The sequence below is a fragment of the Rhodococcus sp. RD6.2 genome, assembly GCF_001040705.1.
Lineage (GTDB): Bacteria > Actinomycetota > Actinomycetes > Mycobacteriales > Mycobacteriaceae > Rhodococcus_G.
This window is the reverse complement of sequence record NZ_CVQP01000007.1, coordinates 545,470-568,727: the sequence shown is the minus strand read 5'-3', so window position 1 is coordinate 568,727 and position 23,258 is coordinate 545,470. Positions and strand designations below refer to the sequence as shown.

13 protein-coding genes are annotated in these 23,258 nt (G+C 67.2%); 5 read left to right on the top strand and 8 right to left on the bottom strand.

All coding sequences use genetic code 11. The features are described 5' to 3' along the window. Positions 1 to 148: 148 nt before the first annotated feature. Both RHCRD62_RS16220 and RHCRD62_RS16215 read right to left on the bottom strand, forming a co-directional pair. Complete coding sequence (locus RHCRD62_RS16220) at positions 149 to 1,681, bottom strand: DHA2 family efflux MFS transporter permease subunit (RefSeq protein WP_050065708.1); 1,533 nt, start codon at positions 1,679 to 1,681, stop codon at positions 149 to 151. Continuing rightward, positions 1,678 to 2,094 carry a MarR family winged helix-turn-helix transcriptional regulator gene (locus RHCRD62_RS16215; RefSeq protein ID WP_050065876.1) on the bottom strand — a complete coding sequence of 139 codons (417 nt, stop codon included), beginning with the start codon at positions 2,092 to 2,094 and terminating at the stop codon, positions 1,678 to 1,680. Before RHCRD62_RS16215 ends, RHCRD62_RS16220 begins: the two co-directional genes overlap by 4 nt. Positions 2,095 to 2,316: 222 nt before the next feature. On the opposite strand from RHCRD62_RS16215, the gene RHCRD62_RS16210 reads away from it, so the two are divergent. Continuing rightward, on the top strand, positions 2,317 to 2,811 hold the full coding sequence (locus tag RHCRD62_RS16210; RefSeq protein ID WP_050065707.1) for a SixA phosphatase family protein: 495 nt from the start codon (positions 2,317 to 2,319) through the stop codon (positions 2,809 to 2,811). Between the two features lie 56 nt (positions 2,812 to 2,867). Then, positions 2,868 to 3,620, top strand: coding sequence for an acyl-[acyl-carrier-protein] thioesterase (locus RHCRD62_RS16205; RefSeq protein ID WP_050065706.1), 753 nt, complete (start codon positions 2,868 to 2,870; stop codon positions 3,618 to 3,620). A 25-nt stretch (positions 3,621 to 3,645) separates the two neighbouring features. Here RHCRD62_RS16205 and RHCRD62_RS16200 read toward each other — a convergent pair whose 3' ends face one another. Then, a complete protein-coding gene (locus tag RHCRD62_RS16200; protein ID WP_050065705.1) occupies positions 3,646 to 5,316 on the bottom strand; it encodes a 4Fe-4S binding protein in 1,671 nt (556 codons plus the stop codon). A gap of 372 nt (positions 5,317 to 5,688) precedes the next feature. On the opposite strand from RHCRD62_RS16200, the gene RHCRD62_RS16195 reads away from it, so the two are divergent. Beyond that, on the top strand, positions 5,689 to 6,777 hold the full coding sequence (locus RHCRD62_RS16195) for a lipid II:glycine glycyltransferase FemX (RefSeq protein ID WP_253277338.1): 1,089 nt from the start codon (positions 5,689 to 5,691) through the stop codon (positions 6,775 to 6,777). Between the two features lie 52 nt (positions 6,778 to 6,829). Here RHCRD62_RS16195 and RHCRD62_RS16190 read toward each other — a convergent pair whose 3' ends face one another. Both RHCRD62_RS16190 and RHCRD62_RS26625 read right to left on the bottom strand, forming a co-directional pair. After that, positions 6,830 to 7,027, bottom strand: a complete 198-nt coding sequence (locus RHCRD62_RS16190) for a hypothetical protein (RefSeq protein ID WP_050065704.1) — start codon at positions 7,025 to 7,027, stop codon at positions 6,830 to 6,832. Positions 7,028 to 7,148: 121 nt separating this feature from the next. Then, on the bottom strand, positions 7,149 to 9,791 hold the full coding sequence (locus RHCRD62_RS26625) for a helix-turn-helix transcriptional regulator (RefSeq protein ID WP_172671074.1): 2,643 nt from the start codon (positions 9,789 to 9,791) through the stop codon (positions 7,149 to 7,151). A gap of 371 nt (positions 9,792 to 10,162) precedes the next feature. Here RHCRD62_RS26625 and RHCRD62_RS16180 point away from each other — a divergent pair, with 371 nt between their 5' ends. Both RHCRD62_RS16180 and RHCRD62_RS16175 read left to right on the top strand, forming a co-directional pair. Continuing rightward, complete coding sequence (locus RHCRD62_RS16180; RefSeq protein WP_253277337.1) at positions 10,163 to 13,975, top strand: hypothetical protein; 3,813 nt, start codon at positions 10,163 to 10,165, stop codon at positions 13,973 to 13,975. Between the two features lie 21 nt (positions 13,976 to 13,996). Continuing rightward, positions 13,997 to 14,212 carry a hypothetical protein gene (locus RHCRD62_RS16175; protein WP_157050949.1) on the top strand — a complete coding sequence of 72 codons (216 nt, stop codon included), beginning with the start codon at positions 13,997 to 13,999 and terminating at the stop codon, positions 14,210 to 14,212. Positions 14,213 to 14,278: 66 nt separating this feature from the next. Here the strand turns inward: RHCRD62_RS16175 and RHCRD62_RS16170 are convergent, their stop codons facing one another. The 3 genes from RHCRD62_RS16170 to RHCRD62_RS25530 all read right to left on the bottom strand — a co-directional run bounded on the left by RHCRD62_RS16170 (position 14,279) and on the right by RHCRD62_RS25530 (position 23,217). Continuing rightward, positions 14,279 to 18,241, bottom strand: a complete 3,963-nt coding sequence (locus RHCRD62_RS16170; protein ID WP_050065701.1) for a DNA-directed RNA polymerase subunit beta' — start codon at positions 18,239 to 18,241, stop codon at positions 14,279 to 14,281. 99 nt (positions 18,242 to 18,340) lie between these two features. Further along, on the bottom strand, positions 18,341 to 21,841 hold the full coding sequence (locus tag RHCRD62_RS16165; RefSeq protein ID WP_050065700.1) for a DNA-directed RNA polymerase subunit beta: 3,501 nt from the start codon (positions 21,839 to 21,841) through the stop codon (positions 18,341 to 18,343). Positions 21,842 to 22,278: 437 nt separating this feature from the next. After that, positions 22,279 to 23,217, bottom strand: coding sequence for a hypothetical protein (locus RHCRD62_RS25530; RefSeq protein ID WP_084734301.1), 939 nt, complete (start codon positions 23,215 to 23,217; stop codon positions 22,279 to 22,281). Between the last annotated feature and the right edge of the window lie 41 nt (positions 23,218 to 23,258).

Below are 23,258 nucleotides of genomic sequence, written 5' to 3'. Positions count from 1 at the left end.
CCCACATCGGTTCCGTTGGGTTCGACGTTAACGCCGGGGTCCGACACGGTGGCGGTGCCACGCCCGACGTCGGCGCAACAAACCGGCAGAACGACGATGGGCCCACCTCCGAGGAGGTGGGCCCATCGTTCGTTGTCCGACCGAGTGGTCAGTGCATCATCATCGGCGCCGCTTCGCCGTCCGCGGGCGCGACCGCGGGCTTGCGGGGCAGGAAGAATGCCGGGATGAAGGTGAGCAGCAACAGCACCAGCGCCACCAGGAAGGTGTTGCCGAACGCGTCCGCCATCGCCGACATACCCTGCTCGATCACACTGGGCGGCAGCTGAGCCGCGAGCTCCGGGTTGTGCTGGGTGGCCATCACGGCGCCTGCCTCCGGGCTGGCCTTCATCTGGTTGGTGAGCACCACCGACATCGTCGCGGTACCGATCGATCCCGCGACCTGCTGGACGATGTTCATCAGCGTCGATCCACGGGCGATCGTCTGATCGGTGAGCGTCGCCATCGCGGCCGTCATGATCGGCATCATCGTGCAACCCATGCCCAGGCCCATCACGAACAGCGCACTGAGCAGCAGCGGATACGGGGTGTCGGCCCCGAGCTGGGTGAACACGCCCATTCCCAGCGCCATCAACGTCACACCGGTCATGACGATCTTGCCCGGACCGAGGCGGTCCACGAGGTTACCGGCGATCGGCATGGTGACCATCGCGCCGATGCCCTGCGGTGCCAGCAGCAGCCCCGCGGCGAGGGTCGTCTCACCGCGAACCTGGAGGAAGTAGCTCGGGAACAACAGGCCCGCGCCCATGAATGCGACCGCGAACAGCGTCGAGGTGAGCACGGCGATGGTCAGGTTGCGGTTCTGGAACAGGCGAAGATCGATCAGCGGGTGATCGGCGCGGCGCAATGCGTGGTACACGAACGCCGCCACGAGAGCGGCGCCGATGCTGCAGGACACGGCCACCTTGGTGGTGATTCCGCCGCCGCCCTCGGAGATCGAGGAGACACCGAACAGGAACAGCGCCAGACCGGGCGAGAGCAGCAGCATTCCGATGAAGTCGAACGACTCGGCCGGCTTCGGCTCGTCCGCGGGCAACAGCACGAACGCGGCGATCAGAGCGATGATGCCGATCGGCAGGTTGATGAGGAAGATCCAGTGCCAGCTGGCCGATTCGAGGAGCCAGCCACCGAGGATCGGGCCGGAGATCGGGCCGAGCAGCATCGGGATGCCCAACACGGCCATGACACGACCGACGCGGTGCGGTCCCGCGGCCCTGGTCATGATGGTCATGCCGAGCGGCATCAGCATGCCGCCACCGAGACCCTGGATCACGCGGAACGCGATCAGCGACTCGATGTTCCACGCCATCGAACACAGCACCGAGCCGGCGACGAACAGCACCAGCGCCGTCATGTAGAGGCGTTTGGTGCCGAATCGGTCGGCGGCCCAGCCCGTCGCGGGAATGACGGCGGCCAGCGCGAGCGTGTACGCGGTCATCGTCCACGCGACGGTGGCGTAGGTGGCGTCGAACTCCTGCATGAAGGTCGGCAGCGCGACCGACACGACGGTGACGTCGAGGATCGACATGATGGCGCCGAGCACCACCACGCTGGCGATCTTGAGGACTGCGGCGTCGATCTTGTCCGAGGCCGGCGGGGCTCCCGGAGGGGTCGGCGTCGTCATGCGGTCTCCTGACAGTTGTGTCTCTGGACTCGCAGGGCGTCACCCGCGAGCACTGCTTGCAGCGATTCGAACAGTTGGGTCCGGGTCGGCTCCGGGAGCCGGCCGGTGAAGGCGCGAACCTCGTCACGCTTGGCCTCGATGTGGCTGGCGACGACGGTACGTCCCGCGTCCGACAACGAGACGCGCTTGATCCGGCGGTCCGCCGAATCCTCTCGCCGATCGAGCAGCCCCTGATGGAGCAACTGATCGACATTGCGTCCCGCCGCGGCGACCGAGAGGTGCAGTCGGTCGGCGATCTCGTTGATCGGGACGGGCTGGCCGCACTGGGCCAGGACGAACAGCGTCCTGACCTGAGAGAAGGAGAGGTCGAGCGCGATCAAGCGATCCATTGCCTCCCCCTCGCCTATCCCCATGAGCCGGGTGACGAATTCGTCCAACGCCCGGAAGAGCTGATCGGGGGTCGTGGTCACCCGGCAAATACTAACGATGACGCAACTATTGCCCAAACGCGATCATTGTGAGGGGCGTCACCCTCCGAACCGTCGGACCCACCGATCCGATCACGACGCCATCGCGTCGGACAACCGAATATCTGCGTACACCCGCCCGTTCCCCGGAGCGGATAGCCTCGCCTCATGGCAGAGGCATCGCGGGTCCTGATCCTCATGCGGCACGGCAAATCCGCGTACCCGGACGACGTGCCGGACCACGAGCGACCCCTCGCTCGCCGCGGACTCCGGGAAGCCGCGCTCGCAGGCGACTGGATCCGCGCCACCCAGCCACCCGTCGACGCCGTGCTGTGCTCGACCTCGACTCGAACCCGGCTGACCCTCGACGCAACAGGGATCGACGCTCCCGCCGAGTTCAGCGACCTCCTCTACGGAGCGACCCCCGCGCAGGTACTCCACGAGATCGCGGGCACGAAGCCCGACGTCACGACCCTCCTCGTCATCGGCCACGATCCCGGCATCCCCGGCGCCGCGACAGCCCTGGACCCGCGGTCCCGGTATGCGGACCGGATCTCCGACAAGTTCCCGACGTCGGCCCTCGCGACACTGACCATCGTGGGCGGCTGGTCGTCCATCCACTCGGCGGGCGCGGCACTGACCGCCTTCCACATACCTCGGTGACGTCCGGACCGACTCGGCGATACTGAGGCGTCATCCACCTCCGAGAGGACGCCGACGTGCCGTTCGAGCAACCACTGACCGCCGCACCCACGAGCGCGACACCGTTCCGGACGTCCCGGCCGCTACGCACCGGGGACGTGGCGCCCGACAACCGGTTGCGTTTCGACGGCATCGCGAGATACCTGCAGGACATCGCCTCGGACAACGCCGACGCCGCAGGCTTCGGCGCCACCGACCCGGTGTGGATCCTGCGTCGCACGGTGATCGACGTGCACACTCCCGCAGCGTTCCCCGACCGCCTGCACCTGAGCCGGTGGTACTCGGCCTACTCCACCCGGTGGTCGAACATGCGCGTGCAGTTGACCAGCGACAAGGGTGCTCGTATCGAGACCGAGGGATTCTGGATCAACCTCAACTCGGACACGGGGATGCCGACGCGCATCAGCGACAGCACCCTTGAGCTGCTCGCGACGACCACCGACGAGAGCCGGCTGAAATGGAAGGCGTGGCTTGACCAGGCCGCCCCCGCAGCAGACGGCCTCCCCGACGCCGCTTTCCCGCTGCGATCCACCGACCTCGATCCGCTCGGTCACGTCAACAACGCCGCCTACCTGCATGCCGTCGAGGAACACGTGACAGCCCGCCCGGACCTGCTCGCGGCTCCGCATCGACTGGTGATCGAGTACCGCGCGCCGATCACCGCGGGCGAGCACCTGGCACTGCGACGACGCGACGACGACGAGTCGTCGACAATGTGGTTCGTTGTCAACGGGGAGAGCCGGGCCACCGCTCGGATGGCCCGGCTCTGAGCCGCTGTTCGGGTGTCGTTCGGCGTCAGCCCTTCGAGATCGTGACCATCTCGCCGATGTCGAGCAGCTTGACGCGCGGACGGCCGCCGGCCTTGCCGAGTTCCTTCTCACGGGCGTCGATCAGCTTCCAGCCTGCCCAGTCGACCTCGTCCGGCTGACGCTCGGCCAGCAACGACACCAGGGCCTCCCGGTCGCCCTTCGGCGCGTTGAGACGCTCGGCGACGAGATCCTCGAGGATGAGCGCGATCGTGTTGTGCGCACACAGCCGGTTCGTTCCGATCACGCCGGACGGCCCGCGCTTGATCCAGCCCGCGGTGTAGGTGCCGGGCACGGGGACGTCGGTACCCGTCTCGGTGACGCGCCCACCGACGTTCGAGATGGTGCCACGCTCGTCGTCGAACGGCAGGTCGGGAATCGGGACACCGCGATAGCCGACGGACCGCAGGACCAGACCGGCTTCGAGGAGTTCGGTCTGGTCGGTGCTGCGTGCACGCATCGCTCCCGACTCGTCCGCGACCATCTCGTTGCGTGCGACGAGGACACCCGTGACGCGGTCGTCACCCTGGATCTCGACGGGGGACGCGAGGAATCGCAACACGATGCGCTTCGGGTGACCGGCGAGGGGACGGCCCGCGTACTCGCGGAGGATCTCCAGCTTGAGCTTCTTGGCCGGATCGGATTCCACCTCGGCGGCACTGGCCGCGTCGAGTTCGAGTTCGGCCGGGTCAACCACGATGTCGACGCCGGGAAGGTAGCCGAGCGCGAGCAGTTCGGGATTGGTGAACGCCGCCTGCGCCGGTCCGCGCCTGCCGAGGAGGACGACCTCGTCGACGGCACTGCCGCGGAGGGCGTCGACGGCGTGCTGCGCCATGTCGGTCTCCGCGAGGCGGTCGGGGTCGACGACCAGCAGTCGGGCCACGTCGAGGGCGACGTTGCCGTTGCCGACGATGACCGCGCGGCGACCGGACAGGTCGAAGGTGCGGCCCGCGTAGTCGGGGTGCCCGTTGTACCAGGCCACGAACTCCGTGGCGGCGAGGCTGCCGTCGAGATCCTCGCCCGGGATGCCGAGTCGGCGGTCGCTCGGAGCCCCGACCGCGTAGATCACGGCGTGGTGATGTTCGAGCAGTTCGGCATGCGTGATGTGCTTTCCGACCTCCACGTTGAGGTGCAGGCGGAAGCCGGGCCGTCGGAACACCTCGGCGAACATGTCGGTGACCGACTTGGTTTCCGGATGGTCGGGGGCGACGCCCGCGCGGACCAGACCCCACGGCGTCGGCAGTCGGTCGAACATGTCGACCTCGATACCGGAACGCTTGAACGCCAGCAGTTCACGGGCCGCGTAGAACCCCGACGGACCGGACCCGATGATCGCGACCCGGAACGGATCGTGGTCCGTCTTCGGGAACTTGAGAGACGGTCCGGGTGCGACCGCCTCGTGATCGCCCGCGGCGAAGTAGTCGGCGTTGATCGACGCGTAGCGTTCCATTCCGTCCGGAAGGTCGTCGTCGCGGAAGATCGCGTTCACGGGGCACGCGTCGACGCAGAGTCCGCAGTCGATGCAGGTCTCCGCGTCGATGTAGAGCATCTCTGTTCGCTGGAACGCCCGCTCGTCCGGTGTCGGATGGATGCAGTCCACCGGGCACACCTCGGTGCAACTGGCGTCGTTGCAACAGGGCTGTGTGATGACGAACGCCACTGTCGGTCTCCTCTAAACTAGAACCTGTTCTCGCAAGGATACCTGCGTGACCTATGACACGTTAGCGGGAACTGTGCATGAGATCACCGACACCCACGAGCATCATTGTGATGTGAATCACTTGAACGATCGAGCATGAACACCGCCCGAGCCCCACCCCCATTCCCCAGCAGGGTGCGCCTGGAGTTGCGAAACATTTGCGGAACCGTCGCCGATGCATCGTGATGCGGAATACAATTCGTCCGCCTCGCGACTCCGGTCCTAGGAGTTGCGCGACGACAGCCATGACGCAACGGAGGGGACATGCCGGTGACAACGGGGGATAATAAGCCAGGCAAAGCAACAATTTCGCGCTCGCCGGCCACCGCCAGGGTGGCCGAACCGCACGAAATAGACAACTGGGACGAACACCTCGCCCGCAATCCGGACGGCGGTTCGGTCTTCCGCTGCCACGCATTTGCCGAGTCGTTGCGACTGCAGGGCCACGAGCCGGAGTACCTGTTCGTCGGCGACCTCGCCGTCACGGCAGTGCGAGTCCGGGTGCCCCGGATCGGCACGTTCTGGCAGATCCCCGGACCGGGCGTCACCGACGTCGACGACCTGCTCCGCGTCATCGACGCACTGATCCCCCTCGCCGCCGCGAACGGCATCATCAGCATTCACGTCGACCCACTGCTCGCCGAGGTCGAGGCCGACCAGGCGCGGCTGCGCGCACGCGGATACTGGCGGACGATCTCGTGGACGAACGACCACACCATCGTCGTCGACATCAGCGGCTCGGAAGAGGACGTGCTCCGGCGGTTCAGCACCCGGTCGCGCCGGTGGATCAAGCGGGCCGCACGCGACGGAGTCGTCGTCACCCGGGTCGAGGCCACCGACGAGAACTGCCGACTCAAGTACGAGTTGCTCAAGGCGACATCCGACTCACGGTTCGCTATCCCCAGTCCCGCTGCGGCCACGGCGACCTACCAGCAGCTTCAGGCGGCAGGCAACGGGCAGCTGTTCTTCGCGCACTACGACGGTGTGCTGGTCGCCGCCGGCTACGCCATGCGCACAGGCACGACCTCGCTGTACCTGACCGGCGCCTCCGTTCGGAAGGACGCGGGCAGTTCCGAGGGCAACGGGCTCGGGGCGCACGGAGTCGGGCACGCGGTGCAATGGGAGATGATGCGCTGGGCTCGCGAGACCGGGTGCACCAGCTACGACATGTACGGGACCCCGTCGTCGCAGTACATCGACGACCCGAAACACCCACTCTACGGAGTCGGCCAGTTCAAACTGAGTTTCAGCAAAGAGGTCACCGACTACATCGGCTGCTGGGAGGTCCCGGTTCGCCGTACCCCCGCCTGGATCATGCACATGGCCGAGCGACTCACCGTCAACCTCAATCGCATCAAGCTCGTCAGCCGATTCACCGGGCACAACGCTCAGTACAACCCGGACCTCGCCTGGTTCCACTGATCCACCGCACGCAGACCCCGGGTCGGCCATCTGTCCGACCCGGGCACGCTCGTCAGCCGAGCAGCTTGCGCACACCCACGATGCCTGCGGCGATCACCAGAACGCCGAGAAGGGCACCCCAGAACCCGAGCGCCCACCACAACACACCGAACCCGATCACCAGCGGCGCGGCGGTGATCGCCACGATCCCCGGGCTCTCCTTCACCGTCTCCAACGCCGCCTGCGCCTTGGTCCGGTCGATACCCGCCATGTCCGCCTCCCGAACTCGGTTCCGGAATCATGAATGTCCGGTTCGCCACCAGGATAGTTCCGCCCGACTCGACGCGGCGGTCGTGGGCAAGTCATCACTGCCGGGCAGCGGCCCGCCACCGCTACCGGGCGGCGCGCTGATTGCGCCCAGCCGAAATGGTGACGGTGGGATGGCCTTCGACGTCGAGCCCGAGAACCGTGGCGAACTCACGGCGGCTGTTGACGCCGAGCTTTGTGCTTGCGCGGTAAATGTGGCCTTCGATGGTTCGTTGGGAAACGGTGAGTCGCTCGGCGATCTCCCGGTTCGTCAAACCCTCCGCAGCCAACGTGACGATCTCCCGTTCTCGAGTCGACAGCGGTAGCGGGCTCGCGACCACCGACAGCGCCGGGCTGTGTGCTCCGCCGCAGTCGTCGGCGATCCGCAGCGCACGAGTCGTCGCTGCGTAGGCAGGGACTCGACGGCCGTCGCGAAGGTACGAATCGGCTGCCTGCGCCATTGCGTCGGCGGCACAGAGCAGGTCACCGATGCGTTCGAACTCCGCGGCAGCGGCGGCCAGGGCCTGCGCGTCGTCGGCGGCCAGCGCCGCGGCGTGTGCCGCTGCGACCGCCGCGCGCGGCCCGTCCACGCGGGTCGCCAGATCGCCGAGCTCGGCGGCCACGGTCCGATCACCAAATCGTGCCGCGGCGTGCAGCGCGAGGACGGTGTGCATGTGCTGGCCTCGTTTCCCCGCCATCACCGCCGCCTCGTGCGCGAGAGTGACCGCCGTGCTGATGCTTCCCTCGGCCGCGGCCACCCACGCGTCGGCGAGACGCTCCAATGGTCTGTCGAAGCTGGAGCCCGGAGTTCCACTTCGCCGCATGAACGCCTGGGTTTCGCGTGCACTGTCGAGGTCACCGAGGGCGGCTGTGCACTGTGTCAGCGCGGTCGAGATCCCGTACGCCAAACCACTGGCTCGTCCCATCGGTGCCATTCCCGCACGTGCCTCGTGCAACAGTGTTCGCGCGGCGTCGAGCCGACCTCGGGCGAGTTCGGTGATTCCTCGGAGATAGGTTCCGCCGGCCAGCGGGGATTCTCCGACCGAGCGGCAGAAGTCGGCAGCAGTCGCGCCGGCCAGGTCGAGGTGGCCCGCCCAGATCAGGCCACTGACGTACTGCGTGATCAGGGGAACCCGGAAGTTGCCGAACTCGGGGACTGCGTCGCAGGCAGCCATGCCCCTCGCCGCGTAGCCGGTCAGCTCACCACAACCGGTGGTAGCGGCCCACAGGACCTGGGCACACGAGGCGAACAGGACGGCCTCGTCTGCCGAGTCCCGCGCGCCGAGCACTTCGACTGCGACCGCGTGTGCGGCATCGAGGCGATCGGTCGCGGAGTCGATCATCGCGCCGAGCGCACGCAGTGTGTTGCGCAGGATGGGGTCCGTGACCCGATCGACGCCATCGCCGAGCACGTCCCGGGCCTGATCGGGACGGCCGATCAGGATAGCCAGATTCGTCGCACGTGTCAGAGTGGCCTTGACGAACTGGTCCTCGTCGGCGGCCAGCTCGGCGAGCGCGCCGAGCTGGACATCGGCGATGTCGGGTTGCCCCGACCACATCGCCGCATAGGCCACGACCGCTTGCGCGCGGAATCCACCGCCAGCCGCCACCGCTGCACGTCCGAGCCGGTCGGCGAGCCGAAAGTCCGCCAGCGCGAGCGCGCGCTCACCGACGTCGACGAACAGCTCCGGATCCGCCGGGAGGTCGGAATCGAGTAGCAGCACCGCGCGGCGCACCGATACATCGGAGGGCTGTCGGGAATCGCGGTTAGCCAGCGCTGTGGCTATCTCACCCCGCAACCGGCGCGCATGCAGCAGACCCATGCCGGATCGACGGACCTCCCCGAACAGCGGATGCGCCAGTCGCGCGTCCAATCGTCCCGAACTCGGCTCGACTGCCACGACCCCGGCGTCCTCGGCCCGCTCGACCGAACCGCGGCCGGTCGCCGAGTCGAGCAGGTCGACCGGCAGCGGCTCGCTCAGCGCCAGGAGTTCTACCACCGCGCAAACATCGCCCGGAAGGGCCCCGAGCCGGGCATCAACCATGTCCGCGAGCATCGCCGGCACCTCGACCCCGCCTGCCAGCTGCCACACGTCACCGTCACGCCGGAATGTGCTGGACGCGACGAGCTGCCGCAGAAACAGCACGTTCCCTCTGCTCAGTCGCCACAATCGCCGAACCGTCGCCCGCTCGGCAGGACCACCGAGCGCGACCTCCACCAGCGCCTGGGTCTCGCACTCGGACAGCGGCTGGATTTCCAGTCGTCGGAGATGCTCGTCCTTCCAGGTCACCGCCATCGCATCCGGTGCCGGTTCGCCGGTTCGCACGGTCGCCACCACGGTCGCCCGCCGCTGCACCACCAGCTGGTTCACCACGAGAGCGGACATGTCGTCGAGAAGATGTGCGTCGTCGACCACAACCACGACGTGGTCGTTCCCCTCCACGATCCGGTCGACCGCTCTGTGCACCGTCTCTCGCGGATCGCCCGGCTCCAGTGGCAAGTCCGCGAAGGCGCCCAGCGGCACCGCCCGCGCGCATTCGGTAGCGGTCACCCACCACGCGCGTGCACCGTGCCGTCTCTCCAACGCAACTGCTTCACGCGCCAGCCGGGTCTTCCCCACCCCCGAACCACCGGCCAGCACCACTCCTCTGGCCGCATCACGCCGCCGCAACGCGGAGTCGATGAACGCCAACTCCTCCGAGCGGCCGACCAAGGGCCACTCCAGCACAAACCTTGATTTTACGGCCCCCGACCGTGTCGTGGCAGCCATCTCGGCGTCGGTTCGCGCAGCCCGCACGCCTACCGGGCCATCGATGTCGGTTCCGCACCTGGTCGGGGTCCTGGCCGGTCGTACCCGGGCTGCAGGAACAAGCGGACCTGGTCACGGATCGCACGTGTCTGGCGGTTCGCGCAACGTTCAGGTAGCGCCGCCACCGATCCGAGTACCGAGATACCCGTGACATCCGTCGAGCACCGGCGAAACGTGGCCGGTAGCGGCGTTACATCTCCACTGACGTGCAACTCGACCGATCAGCGTGTCGATCCGGATCCGAGACGATCCCGGATTCTCGGACAGCCGTCGAAGCACGACCTTCGGCGGTGGACGACTTCGAGGTCGAGGACCTCCGGAACCGGACGACGGACGTAATCGCCGAGATCGACTCGCCGACGACTGAATTGGACCAGATCATGTGCAGCGACAGGTATCACGGCCCCATCGGTGAAGTGGCTGTCGTGCTGGGCATCGGGCTCGCCGCGGTGACGCCGGGAGGCATGGCATCGGCGACAGCCGGCGACGACGATTCCGTCTCGTCCAGCGTGGAATCGTCCGACAGCGACTCGTCGCGCGAGGATGCGGCCGACCGGGACACGTCGGGCGGCCGGGATCGGGACGGCCCTGCCAGTCGGGACACCGACGCGTCCGACGCGGAGAACGACACTGGCGACACCACTGCCGGCACCCCGAGCACCGATTCGGGCACGAACGACTCGGACGCGGACGCGGACGGGGATACGGACACGGACGCGGTCGTGGAGACGGACGACGCCGATTCCGCCACCGACGCCACGCCCGGCAGGACAGCCGACGCCGCGCCGAACGACACTGGCCCGACGGCGTCCACAACCGACGAGCTCGGATCGGGCGCGGGCAACGGCGCAACCGATCCGCAGACCGCGACCACGATCGGCACGGACGCCGCGCCCTCCGACAATTCCGACGCGGGCACCGGCGCGCGCGATGCCGGCGACGGCGCAGCCGACTCGCCACCGACCGCCGACGACCGAACCGGTACCGGCAGCCCCCCAGCCGTCCGCGCCGACATCCGCGTACAACCCGACCACGACTCCCCCGTGCCCGGAGAACCCGGCGCCGATCCGTCCGTCGTGGTGACACCGCGCACCGACGTCGCGACTCACGAGACGACGACGACCGAGCCGAAGAGACACGCCTTTCCGGCCCCCGCGGTTCCAACGGCCTCCGGGGCGCCCCCGACCGCCACACCACTGACGGAGTGGGCGCAGGCGGCGCGCGCCGAGGCCCCCCGAATCGGGATGGCGACGCTCGCCACGACGCTTCCGACCGAGGCCACCGAGGTCGCAGCGAGGATCGTGTCGAATGTTCTGGGCGCCGTCGGAATACGTCAGATCGCGTCGACCGACCCCCTCGCCACGGTCGAGTCACCGATGTTCTGGGCCCTCGCCGCCGCCTGGTGCCGGCGGCAGGAGAAGGCACCGGCCGTCGAGGCTGCACGTGGCCTCGCGGTCGCTCCCGTGACCACGAGCCAGCCGATCGAGCAGCTGTCGGCACGCGAAGCGAGTCGGGCGACCGACACGTCCAGTTTCCTCACCTCAGCTGCCACCGCATCCGGGCCGACGGTCGGTGTTCCCGACCGTGCCACCGGCCGCGTGCTCGGTTCGGTCGGGGCGCCCGGCAGCTACACCGTCACGGGCCAGGCCAGCCGCGGAACGGTTGCAGTCGACACCACCGGCGGATTCACGTACACACCCACGCAGGCTGCGCGTGCGTCGGCCGCACTCGACCCGAGCGGAGACTACGACACGTTCACGGCGACGCCCGCCTCCGGTGGCGCCCCGGTGACCGTGCGTGTTCCGGTGTCGGCTGCGCGTATGCAGGTCACCCAGTCCAGCACCGTCGGGTCCAACCCCGCCGGTGTCGCCCTCGCCGGCGACAAGGCGTACGTGACCAACCAGTCGGCCAAAACGGTGTCCGTGATCGATGCAGGGAACACCGTGATCGCGACGGTGAACGTCGGGACCACGCCGACGGGCGTCGCGGCGAACCCGACCGGAACCCGCGTGTACGTGACCAACAGCGGCAACAACAGTGTCTCCGTCATCGACACCGCCAAGAACCAGGTCGTCGCGACCGTCGGCACCGGCCTCGGCAGCGCACCAAGCGCCGTCGCCGTGAACCCCGCCGGCACCCGCGCCTACGTCACCAACAGCGGCACCAATTCGGTCACCGTCGTCAACACCACCAACAACACCGTCGTCACCACCATCCGCAACGGAATCGGCACCACACCGAATGCGGTCGCAGTCAACGAGGCGGGAACCCGTGCCTACGTCACCAACAGCGGGAGCAATTCCGTCTCCGTGGTCAACACCACCAACAACACCGTCGTCACCACCATCCGCAACGGAATCGGTGTCACACCGACCGCGGTCACCGTCAGCCGCGACGGCACCCGCGCGTACGTGGCCAACAGCGGAAGCAACACCGTCTCGATCATCGACACCACCAACAACACCGTCGTCGGCAACGTCGCGGTCGGAGCTCGGCCCACCGCCGTGCGCGTCAGCCGCGACGGCAGCGCCCTCTATGTTGTGACGGACTCGGATCGACTCACCGTGATCGACACCGAAACCCGCAGCATCGTCTCCACCGTCGCCATCGACGAGGCCGCCGAAGCCGGTGCACACGCGGTCGCGATCAGCTCCGACGGATCGCGACTGCTGATCACCGACGCTGCCGACTCGAGCGTCCGCGCACTGTCCCTGACGCACGTGAACTCGGCACCGACCGCGACATGGACGCCGGAGGCGCCACGCGAAGCCGACGGCGCTGTGAGGATCACCCTCACCTCATCCGATCCCGACGGCGATCCCGTCACCTTCAGTTCCGGTGGGGCGACATCGGGTTCCGTCGTAGCCGACGGCGTCGGGGCGTTCGTCTACACGCCGACGCCTGCCGCACGCGCACTCGCCCTGCAGACGCCTGGTCCCGACAACGACCAGTTCGGCGTCACCGTCGGCGACGGCAAGTCCGCGACGAACCTCGCTGTCACCGTGACCGTCTCACCGACCCCACCCGCGACGTCGCTCGACATCGACGCGGTCGCGATGGGCGGCGGTCCACTCGACGCGGTGCTCGTCGGGGACCGGATCTACGTCGTGAGCCAGGACGACGTCGTCCGAGTCGTCGCCGCAGGCGCCGTCGTCGGGAATCCCATCCCGGTCGACTGGTCGTCCACGACCCTCGCAGCTGCCCCGGCCCTCAACCGGGTGTACGTGAGCAGCCCTGCGACCGGATTCGTCACGGTGATCGACACGACGACCGATACCGTCGTCGACACGCTCTGGCAGCTGCCCGTCGACCCCGACTTCCAGGGCTACAGCCTGAGTCGGGAGATGGTTGCCAGCCCCGACGGAAGGCGTCTGTACACCAGCGGTGAGGACGGAACCGTGTCGGTTGTCGACACCGCCACCAATACCGTCGTGTCCTCGCAGCGCCTCGGCTACTTCGAGAACCTCGAAGTCAGCGCGGACGGTCGACACCTCTACGGAACGAGCGGTGCGAGCGTCACCGTGATCGACACCGCGACCATGACCCGGAACAGCGTCATCACGGTCGGTCCGGAATGGGACCTCACCCAGACTCGCAGTGAATTCGCCGACACCACACGCAGTGTCGCTGTCAGCGCGGACGGGAAACGCCTGTACGCCACCTCGCGCGTCCTCATGGTGGAACTCGCGAGTGGCGGCTACTCCAACGGATGGTTCATCGGCGATGCCACCGGCCGCACCTGGCGGGTGACCGGAGACTACGACATCGTCACGGTGATCGACGTCGACCCGGCGAGCGCCTCCTACGGCACCGAGATCGCGGCGCTCCGCCCGCAGGCCGGTGCGCGTGACGTGGCACTCGGAGCCGACGGCCGCACGGCCTACGTGACCGGCAGCGACGGCCGCACCGTCACGGTTGTCGACACCACGAGGTTCACCGTGGTCGGGACCTTCGACACCGACGCGTCGTCCGCCGGCTCCTCCCGGCAGGTGCTGGCAGATCCTGACACCCCCGGAACCCTGTACGTGCTGGACACCACCGACGGCGCCCTGTATCTCGTCACCGGTGCGCCGCTCGGCCAGGCTGCCGCGATGTCGGTCTGAACGACAAGAAGGGTGATCGGCATGACTGTCCTCGTCGCCACCACGATCCTGCTGGCCGTCGTCCTCGTCCTCGGCCTGATCGGGGACGGCTCGTTGAACTTCTATGCAGCAGCGGAACAGCGGACCGCCCGCGAACGCGACCGGGCCGCGGCCCGTGCCATCCGGGCCGGGGCGAGAGCGACAAGGCGCCGATCCTCCCGCCACACGTACCCGGTTCGCAACCGGCGCCTCACCTGACGCGAACGCCGAACGGCCCCGCACTCGTAGACGAGTGCGGGGCCGTTCGGATGGAACGCGAGGCGACTACCGGTAGTCGGTGCTGAATCCGTAGTCGTCCAACGGAACCGCAGCACCTGTGCCCTGGCCGAAGCCTTCCGGGCTGTAGTACTGGTCGTCGTAGGACGGCACGGCGTACGCCGCGGCGCGCGCCTCCTCGGTCGGCTGAACCTGGATGTTCCGGTACCGGTTGATGCCGGTACCCGCCGGGATCAGCTTGCCGATGATGACGTTTTCCTTCAGACCGATCAGCTTGTCCGAGCGGCAGTTGATCGCCGCATCGGTCAGCACGCGAGTGGTCTCCTGGAACGACGCCGCCGACAGCCACGAATCCGTCGCGAGCGACGCCTTCGTGATACCCATCAGCACCGGGCGACCCGACGCGGGCTCGGAGCCCTCGGCGACGACGCGGCGGTTGCTGTTCTCGAACTCGGCGCGCTCGACCAGCGAACCGGGCAGGAACTCCGTCGCACCCGAATCAATGATCGTGACGCGACGCAGCATCTGGCGCACGATGACCTCGATGTGCTTGTCGTGGATCGACACACCCTGGCTCCGGTACACCTCCTGAACCTCGTTGACGAGGTGGATCTGCACCTGACGGGGGCCCATGACACGCAGCACCTCGTGCGGATCGGCAGCACCCTCCATGAGCTGCTGGCCGACCTCGACGTGGTCACCGTCCGCCAGCAGGCGCTCGGTGCCGTCGTCGTGCTTGAAGACGCGCAGACGCTGACGCTTCGACAGCTTGTCGTACACGACCTCTTCGCCGCCGTCGTCCGGGACGATGGTGATCTTGTAGAAGCGGTCGCCGTCCTCGAGCTGCACGCGTCCGGTGACGTCGGCGATCGGGGCCTTGCCCTTGGGGACACGGGCCTCGAACAGCTCCTGGACACGCGGCAGACCACCGGTGATGTCGGCCGCGCCGGCCGCACCACCCTGGTGGAAGGTACGCATCGTCAGCTGGGTACCGGGCTCACCGATCGACTGTGCGGCGACGATACCGACGGCCTCGCCGATGTCGACGAGCTTGCCGGTCGCCATCGAGCGGCCGTAGCAGGTCGCGCACACGCCGGTACCGGTGGTGCAGGTGAGCACGGAGCGCACCTTCACCTCGGTGATGCCGGCAGCGAGCAGCGCGTCCAGCGCCGGGTCGCCCAGGTCGTGGCCACGCTCGACGATGACGTTGCCGTTCTCGTCGACCGCGTCGGAGGCCAGCGTGCGGGCGTACGTCGAGGTCTCGACGTGCGCGTCGCGGATGACCGAGCCGTCGGGCTGCTTCTCCGAGATCGTGGTGATGATGCCACGCTCGGTGCCACAGTCGACCTCGCGGACGATGACGTCCTGCGAGACGTCCACCAGACGACGCGTCAGGTAACCCGAGTCGGCGGTACGGAGAGCCGTGTCCGCCAGACCCTTACGGGCACCGTGCGTGTTGATGAAGTACTCGAGAACCGTCAGGCCTTCCTTGAAGGACGACTTGATCGGGCGCGGGATGAACTCACCCTTCGGGTTCGTCACCAGGCCCTTCATGCCTGCCAGCGAGCGGACCTGGGTCATGTTGCCCGCCGCGCCCGACTTCACGATCATCGGGATCGGGTTCTCGTCCGGGAAGTGCGCCTCCATGGCCTTGCCGACCTCGTCGGTCGCCTCGGACCAGATCTTCACCAGAGCGCTGTTGCGCTCCGCGTGGTTGAGAGCACCGCGCTGGTACTTCTTCTCGATCTGGTCGGCCTGCGCCTCGTACTTCTCCATGATCTGCGGCTTCTCCGGCGGCACGAGGACGTCGGAGATCGACACGGTGACGCCGGAGCGCGTGGCCCAGTAGAAGCCCGCGTCCTTCATCTTGTCGACGGTCTGCGCGACCACGATCATCGGGTACCGCTCGGCGAGATCGTTGATGATCGTCGCCTGGCGCTTCTTCGGCATCTGCTCGTTCACGAACGGGTAGTCCGCGGGGAGCAGCTCGTTGAACAGCACCCGGCCGAGGGTGGTCTCCGCGACCCAGGGGTCACCGTAGTTCCAGCCCTCGTCGCCGAACAGCTCGGCTTCGCGCTCGGCCGACGGCCGCTGCGTGATCAGCCGCACCTTGATCTTCGACTGCACCGACAGCGCGCCACGATCGACGGCCATCTGAGCCTCGGCAGGCGACGAGTACACACCCTGCTCGGGAGCGTCGGCGGTGGCCGCGGCCAGCTCGCCGACCGCACCGTCGTCGAGACGGGTCAGGTGGAACAGACCCGTGACCATGTCCAGACGCGGCATGGCCAGCGGACGACCCGATGCAGGCGACAGGATGTTGTTCGACGACAGCATCAGGATGCGGGCCTCGGCCTGCGCCTCTGCCGACAGCGGCAGGTGCACGGCCATCTGGTCACCGTCGAAGTCGGCGTTGAACGCCTCACACACGAGCGGGTGCAGCTGGATGGCCTTGCCCTCGACGAGCTGCGGCTCGAACGCCTGGATGCCGAGGCGGTGCAGCGTGGGTGCACGGTTCAGCAGCACCGGGTGCTCGGCGATGACCTCTTCGAGGACGTCCCACACCTGGGCACGCTGACGCTCGACCATCCGCTTCGCGGACTTGATGTTCTGCGCATGGTTCAGGTCGACCAGACGCTTCATCACGAACGGCTTGAACAGCTCGAGTGCCATCAGCTTCGGCAGACCGCACTGGTGCAGCTTCAGCTGCGGGCCGACGACGATGACCGAACGGCCCGAGTAGTCGACGCGCTTACCGAGGAGGTTCTGACGGAATCGACCCTGCTTGCCCTTGAGCAGATCGCTCAGGGACTTCAGCGGGCGGTTGCCCGGTCCGGTGACCGGACGTCCACGACGGCCGTTGTCGAACAGGGCGTCGACCGACTCCTGCAGCATCCGCTTCTCGTTGTTGACGATGATCTCGGGCGCGCCGAGGTCGATCAGTCGCTTGAGGCGGTTGTTGCGGTTGATGACGCGGCGGTACAGGTCGTTGAGGTCGGACGTCGCGAAACGGCCACCGTCGAGCTGCACCATCGGACGAAGCTCCGGCGGGATCACCGGAACGGCGTCGAGAACCATGCCCATCGGCGAGTTCCCCGACTGCTGGAACGCGGCGACGACCTTGAGGCGCTTGAGCGCACGCAGCTTCTTCTGGCCCTTGCCGCTGCGGATGGTCTCGCGCAGCGACTCGGCCTCGGCGTCGATGTCGAAGTTCTTCATCAGGATCTGGATGGACTCCGCGCCCATCGCACCCGTGAAGTACTCGCCATAACGGTCGACGAGCTCGCGGTAGATGCTCTCGTCGATGATGAGCTGCTTGACCGCCAGCTTGGTGAACGTGGTCCAGATCTCGTCGAGCCGGTCCAGTTCACGCTGCGCGCGGTCGCGGAGCTGACGCATCTCGCGCTCGCCGCCGTCCTTGACCTTGCGGCGGACGTCGGACTTGGCGCCCTCGGCCTCGAGCTCGGCGATGTCGGCCTCGAGCTTCTGGGCGCGGGCTTCGAGGTCGGCGTCACGCTGGTCGGCGACGGTCTTCTTCTCGACCTCCATCTCCGCCTCGAGCGTGGACAGCTCGTTGTGACGCAGCTCGTCGTCGACGCCGACGATCACGTACGCGGCGAAGTAGATGATCTTCTCGAGATCCTTCGGCGCCAGGTCCAGCAGGTAGCCGAGCCGGCTCGGGACACCCTTGAAGTACCAGATGTGGGTGACGGGGGCGGCGAGCTCGATGTGGCCCATCCGCTCACGACGCACCTTCGCACGGGTCACCTCGACGCCGCAGCGCTCACAGATGATGCCCTTGAAGCGGACGCGCTTGTACTTGCCGCAGTAGCACTCCCAGTCCCGGGTGGGGCCGAAGATCTTCTCGCAGAAGAGGCCGTCCTTCTCGGGCTTGAGCGTGCGGTAGTTGATGGTCTCCGGCTTCTTGACCTCGCCGAAGGACCACTGCCGGATGTCGTCCGCGGTGGCGAGACCGATGCGGAGTTCATCGAAGAAGTTGACGTCGAGCACGTAACTTCCTTTCCCCTGTTCGGGTTGAATGTGCTGCTAGTTCACTATGTGCTGCCGGGTCCCGGCGGGGAGGTTCACACCTCCCCGCCGGGTCGGCTCCTAGTTCGCGAGGTCGTCGACCGTCGCGGCTTCGTTCCGGGACAAGTTGATGCCCAGGTTCGCGGCCGCCCGCTCCAGATCCTCGTCGTCGCCGTCGCGCATCTCGATGGCAGCGCCGTCAGACGACAGCACCTCCACGTTGAGGCAGAGCGACTGGAGCTCCTTGAGGAGGACCTTGAACGACTCGGGGATGCCGGGCTCGGGGATGTTCTCGCCCTTGACGATGGCCTCGTACACCTTCACGCGACCCACCACGTCGTCCGACTTGATGGTCAGCAGCTCCTGCAGCGTGTACGCCGCACCGTAGGCCTGCATCGCCCAGCACTCCATCTCACCGAAGCGCTGGCCACCGAACTGGGCCTTACCGCCGAGCGGCTGCTGCGTGATCATCGAGTACGGACCGGTCGAACGCGCGTGGATCTTGTCGTCGACGAGGTGGTGCAGCTTGATGATGTACATGTAGCCGACCGAGACCGGGTACGGGAACGGCTCGCCGGAGCGACCGTCGAACAGCGTCGCCTTGCCGTCGGAGCCGACCATCTGCTCGCCGTCACGGTTCGGAAGGGTCGCGCCGAGCAGACCCGTCAGCTCGTCCTCCTTCGCACCGTCGAACACCGGAGTCGCGATGTTCGAATCGGCCGGAGCGGCAAGCATCTCCTCGGGCAGGCTCGCAGCCCACTCCGGACGAGTGCCGTCACCCGCGACCTGCACGTTCCAGCCGGTCTTGCCGATCCAGCCGAGGTGCGTCTCCAGAACCTGACCGATGTTCATACGACGCGGAACACCGTGCGTGTTCAGGATGATGTCGACCGGCGTGCCGTCCGAGAGGAACGGCATGTCCTCCTGCGGGAGGATCTTGCCGATGACGCCCTTGTTGCCGTGCCGGCCTGCGAGCTTGTCGCCGTCCTGGATCTTGCGCTTCTGGGCCACGTACACGCGGACCAGCTCGTTGACACCGGGAGGCAGATCGTCGTCGTCCTCGCGCGAGAACACGCGGACGCCGATGACCTTGCCGGTCTCACCGTGGGGCACCTTGAGGGACGTGTCGCGAACCTCGCGCGCCTTCTCACCGAAGATCGCGCGGAGCAGCCGCTCCTCCGGGGTCAGCTCGGTCTCGCCCTTCGGGGTGACCTTGCCGACGAGGATGTCGCCGTCGCGGACCTCGGCACCGATGCGCACGATGCCGCGCTCGTCGAGGTCGGCAAGAACCTCGTCCGAGACGTTCGGGATGTCCCGGGTGATCTCCTCGGCACCGAGCTTGGTGTCGCGGGCGTCGATCTCGTGCTCCTCGATGTGGATCGAGGTGAGCACGTCCTCCTCCACGAGGCGCTGCGACAGGATGATCGCGTCCTCGTAGTTGTGGCCCTCCCACGGCATGATCGCCACGAGCAGGTTCTTGCCGAGCGCCATCTCACCGTTCTGGGTGCAGGGGCCGTCGGCGAGGACCTGACCGGACTCGACCCGCTGGCCCTCGTCCACGATCGGACGCTGGTTGCTGCAGGTGCCCTGGTTGGAGCGCGCGAACTTGTTCAGGCGGTAGGTCTTGCGGCTGCCGTCGTCGGCCATGACCGTGACGTAGTCGGCGGAGACCTCTTCGATGACACCGGTCTTCTCGGTGACGATGACGTCGCCGGCGTCGACCGCGGCACGCAGCTCCATACCGGTGCCCACCAGCGGCGACTCGGAACGGACCAGCGGCACGGCCTGACGCTGCATGTTCGCACCCATGAGGGCGCGGTTGGCGTCGTCGTGCTCGAGGAACGGAATCATCGCGGTCGCGACGGAAACCATCTGACGCGGCGAGACGTCCATGTAGTCGACGTCGGAGGACGAGACGAACTCGACCTCTCCGCCCTTACGACGGACGAGGATCCGGTCCTCGCTGAAGCGACCGGACGAGTCGACGGACGAGTTGGCCTGCGCGACGACGTGCCGGTCCTCCTCGTCGGCGGTCAGGTAGTGCACCTCGTCGGTGACCTGGCCGTCCACGACCTTGCGGTACGGGGTCTCGATGAAACCGAACGGGTTGACCCGCGCGTACACCGAAAGCGAACCGATCAGACCGATGTTCGGACCCTCAGGGGTCTCGATCGGGCACATGCGGCCGTAGTGCGACGAGTGGACGTCGCGGACCTCGAGGCCTGCGCGCTCACGGGACAGACCACCGGGACCGAGCGCCGAGAGACGACGCTTGTGGGTCAGGCCCGACAGCGGGTTGTTCTGGTCCATGAACTGCGACAGCTGGGAGGTTCCGAAGAACTCCTTGATCGCGGCCACGACGGGACGGATGTTGATCAGGGTCTGCGGCGTGATCGCCTCGACGTCCTGAGTGGTCATCCGCTCGCGAACGACACGCTCCATGCGGGACAGGCCCACGCGGATCTGGTTCTGGATGAGCTCACCGACGGTGCGCAGACGACGGTTGCCGAAGTGGTCGATGTCGTCGACCTCGACGGGCACCTCGACGCCGCCGGGGACGGTCATCGTCTGGTCGCCCGCGTGCAGGCGCACCAGGTACTCGACCGTCGCGACGATGTCTTCCTCGGTGAGGGTCGACGCCGTGATCGGCTGGTCGGTGTTGACGCCCAGCTTCTTGTTGATCTTGTAGCGACCCACGCGAGCGAGGTCGTAGCGCTTCTCCTTGAAGAACAGGTTCTCCAGCAGGGTCTGCGCGGACTCCTTGGTCGGCGGCTCGCCCGGACGCAGCTTGCGGTAGATGTCGAGGAGCGCCTCGTCGGTGCCTGCGGCGTTGTCCTTCTCGAGCGTGGACATCATGATCTCGGAGAAGCCGAAGCGCTCCGTGATCTGCTCGGTGGTCCAGCCGAGAGCCTTGAGCAGCACGGTGACGGGCTGGCGACGCTTGCGGTCGATGCGCACACCGACGGTGTCGCGCTTGTCGACGTCGAACTCGAGCCAGGCACCACGGCCCGGGATCACCTTGACGCTGTGGAGCGTCTTCTCGGTGGCCTTGTCGATGCTCTCGTCGAAGTAGACACCCGGCGAACGGACGAGCTGGGACACCACGACACGCTCGGTGCCGTTGATGATGAAGGTGCCCTTGTCGGTCATCATCGGGAAATCACCCATGAAGACCGTCTGGCTCTTGATCTCACCGGTGTTGTTGTTGATGAACTCGGCAGTGACGAACAGCGGTGCCGCGTACGTCATGTCCTTGTCCTTGCACTCCTCGACGGAGGCCTTGACCTCGTCGAAGCGCGGGTCGGAGAAGGACAGGGACATCGAGCCCGAGAAGTCCTCGATCGGGGAGAGTTCGGCGAGGATGTCCTCCAGGCCGCCGGTCGCACCCTCGTCTCCGCGAGCCTTGACTCGCTCACGGTATTCGGGCGAGCCGATCAACCATTCGAAAGAATCGGTCTGAAGATCAAGTAGACCCGGGACTTCGAGAGGCTCGCGAATTTTCGCGAACGAGACCCTCTTCGGGGCTCCGGGGATTCCGGCCTTGGTCTGGCTAGAGACTGCCAAGATGCGTCCTTCCAGCACCTCACGCGGGCCGCTCGCTTGCGTTGCGACCGCCGCTGTATCTGCTTCTTCTGTGGGGCGAATTCGCTGGTCACAACCCGAACGAAAACTCGTCACCACCACGCAGGAAGCGGAAACTTCGATGCGGCAGGGTCGAGAGGTGGACAGGAGGCAGCCAGCGCAACGTCCAACGGTACCGGAAATGCGCGCAGAATACAAACAGCGCGAGAAGAAACCTAAGATTCGATCACCGAAGTGAGATCACAGGTCCACGAGACTGTGCGGTATCCAGTCGCCCGGGTGGGATCTGTGCCTGCGCGACACTCGCGCCCGATGCCTCCATTTGCGCCGGCGCGTGATCATCCGGACTCACGATTACTCGCAGGTCTTGCCAATAGAGTGACGCCTCACGCGCCGGACGTCAAGACCGAAGCCGAGGAATCGCCCCGAGGCGCCTGTCAACGGTCCCTGATCTCGGACAACAGCCAGGTGTCCCCCACCCGGGTCATCGTCACCGACAGCGGGCCGGCAGCGCTTCCCTGCTCGACTCCGTCGTTGCTCGCGCTGACGTTCATGCTCGCGACGAGCTCGGCGCGATCTCCGTCGAGCAGCTTGACGCCGATGTCCGTGACCTGGGCGTTCGTCTGAGTCTTCGTCTGCGTGACCGCGTCCTGGGTCACCTGCGCCGTCTGGTCGAACTGGGTGCGCATGCTGTCGGTGAGCACGGCCCGGGCGTTGTCGAAGTCCTCTTCGACCGTCTCCCAGCCGTAGGTGTAGAGGGTCTGGATCGCATCGCGCGCCGCGGCGGTCACCTCCATCGTCTCGGCCTGATCCACCCACGCACGATTGGTGACCTGGGCACCCGGGCGCACCGCCGCAACCGCCGCGAACACCCCCAACCCCACCGCGATCGCGGTCAACACGGCCACCCGACGCCAACCTGCGCGGACCGCCTCGTCGTCGGCCGGCGAGCCGGCGACGGTGGACGAGGCGTCACGCGGACCGCCCGGGCCGTCGTCCGCCTGCGCTCGCGGCCGGAGCGAACTCGTCCGATTCACGGGACGAGGAGTCGTCTGCGGCTCCGACGATCCCTCGGGGGTCGACTCGGGCGTGTCCTGGGCCTCGACGCCGTCGGATCCGCCCATCTCCACGGTGTCGGGTTCGACCGCCGTGGCCTCGGTGTCCACCGCACGATCAGTCGGTGCCGTCACCTCGACGGGCGGCTCCGACGCGACCGCGGCAGCAGGCGAGGAGTCCGGCGTGCCTGTGGCGGGCAGCGACGTCTGCTCGACCTCGTCCGGTGCGGGTGCCTCGCTGCGAGGGCTCTGCCTGCCCGCGATCTTGGGTCGACGACCCTTCGGCTGCGGGGTGTTGCTGCTGCGACGGTGAGGGGGCACTGAACGAACTCCTGAGGCGAGGGGCGGACGGCGGTCGGGGC

Excerpts from the sequence above, each read along its gene's own strand:
- RHCRD62_RS16220 (WP_050065708.1), bottom strand. The coding sequence starts at position 1,681 with ATGACGACGCCGACCCCTCCGGGAGCCCCGCCGGCCTCGGACAAGATC.
- RHCRD62_RS16215 (WP_050065876.1), bottom strand. The coding sequence starts at position 2,094 with ATGGGGATAGGCGAGGGGGAGGCAATGGATCGCTTGATCGCGCTCGAC.
- RHCRD62_RS16210 (WP_050065707.1), top strand. The coding sequence starts at position 2,317 with ATGGCAGAGGCATCGCGGGTCCTGATCCTCATGCGGCACGGCAAATCC.
- RHCRD62_RS16190 (WP_050065704.1), bottom strand. The coding sequence starts at position 7,027 with ATGGCGGGTATCGACCGGACCAAGGCGCAGGCGGCGTTGGAGACGGTG.
- RHCRD62_RS16175 (WP_157050949.1), top strand. The coding sequence starts at position 13,997 with ATGACTGTCCTCGTCGCCACCACGATCCTGCTGGCCGTCGTCCTCGTC.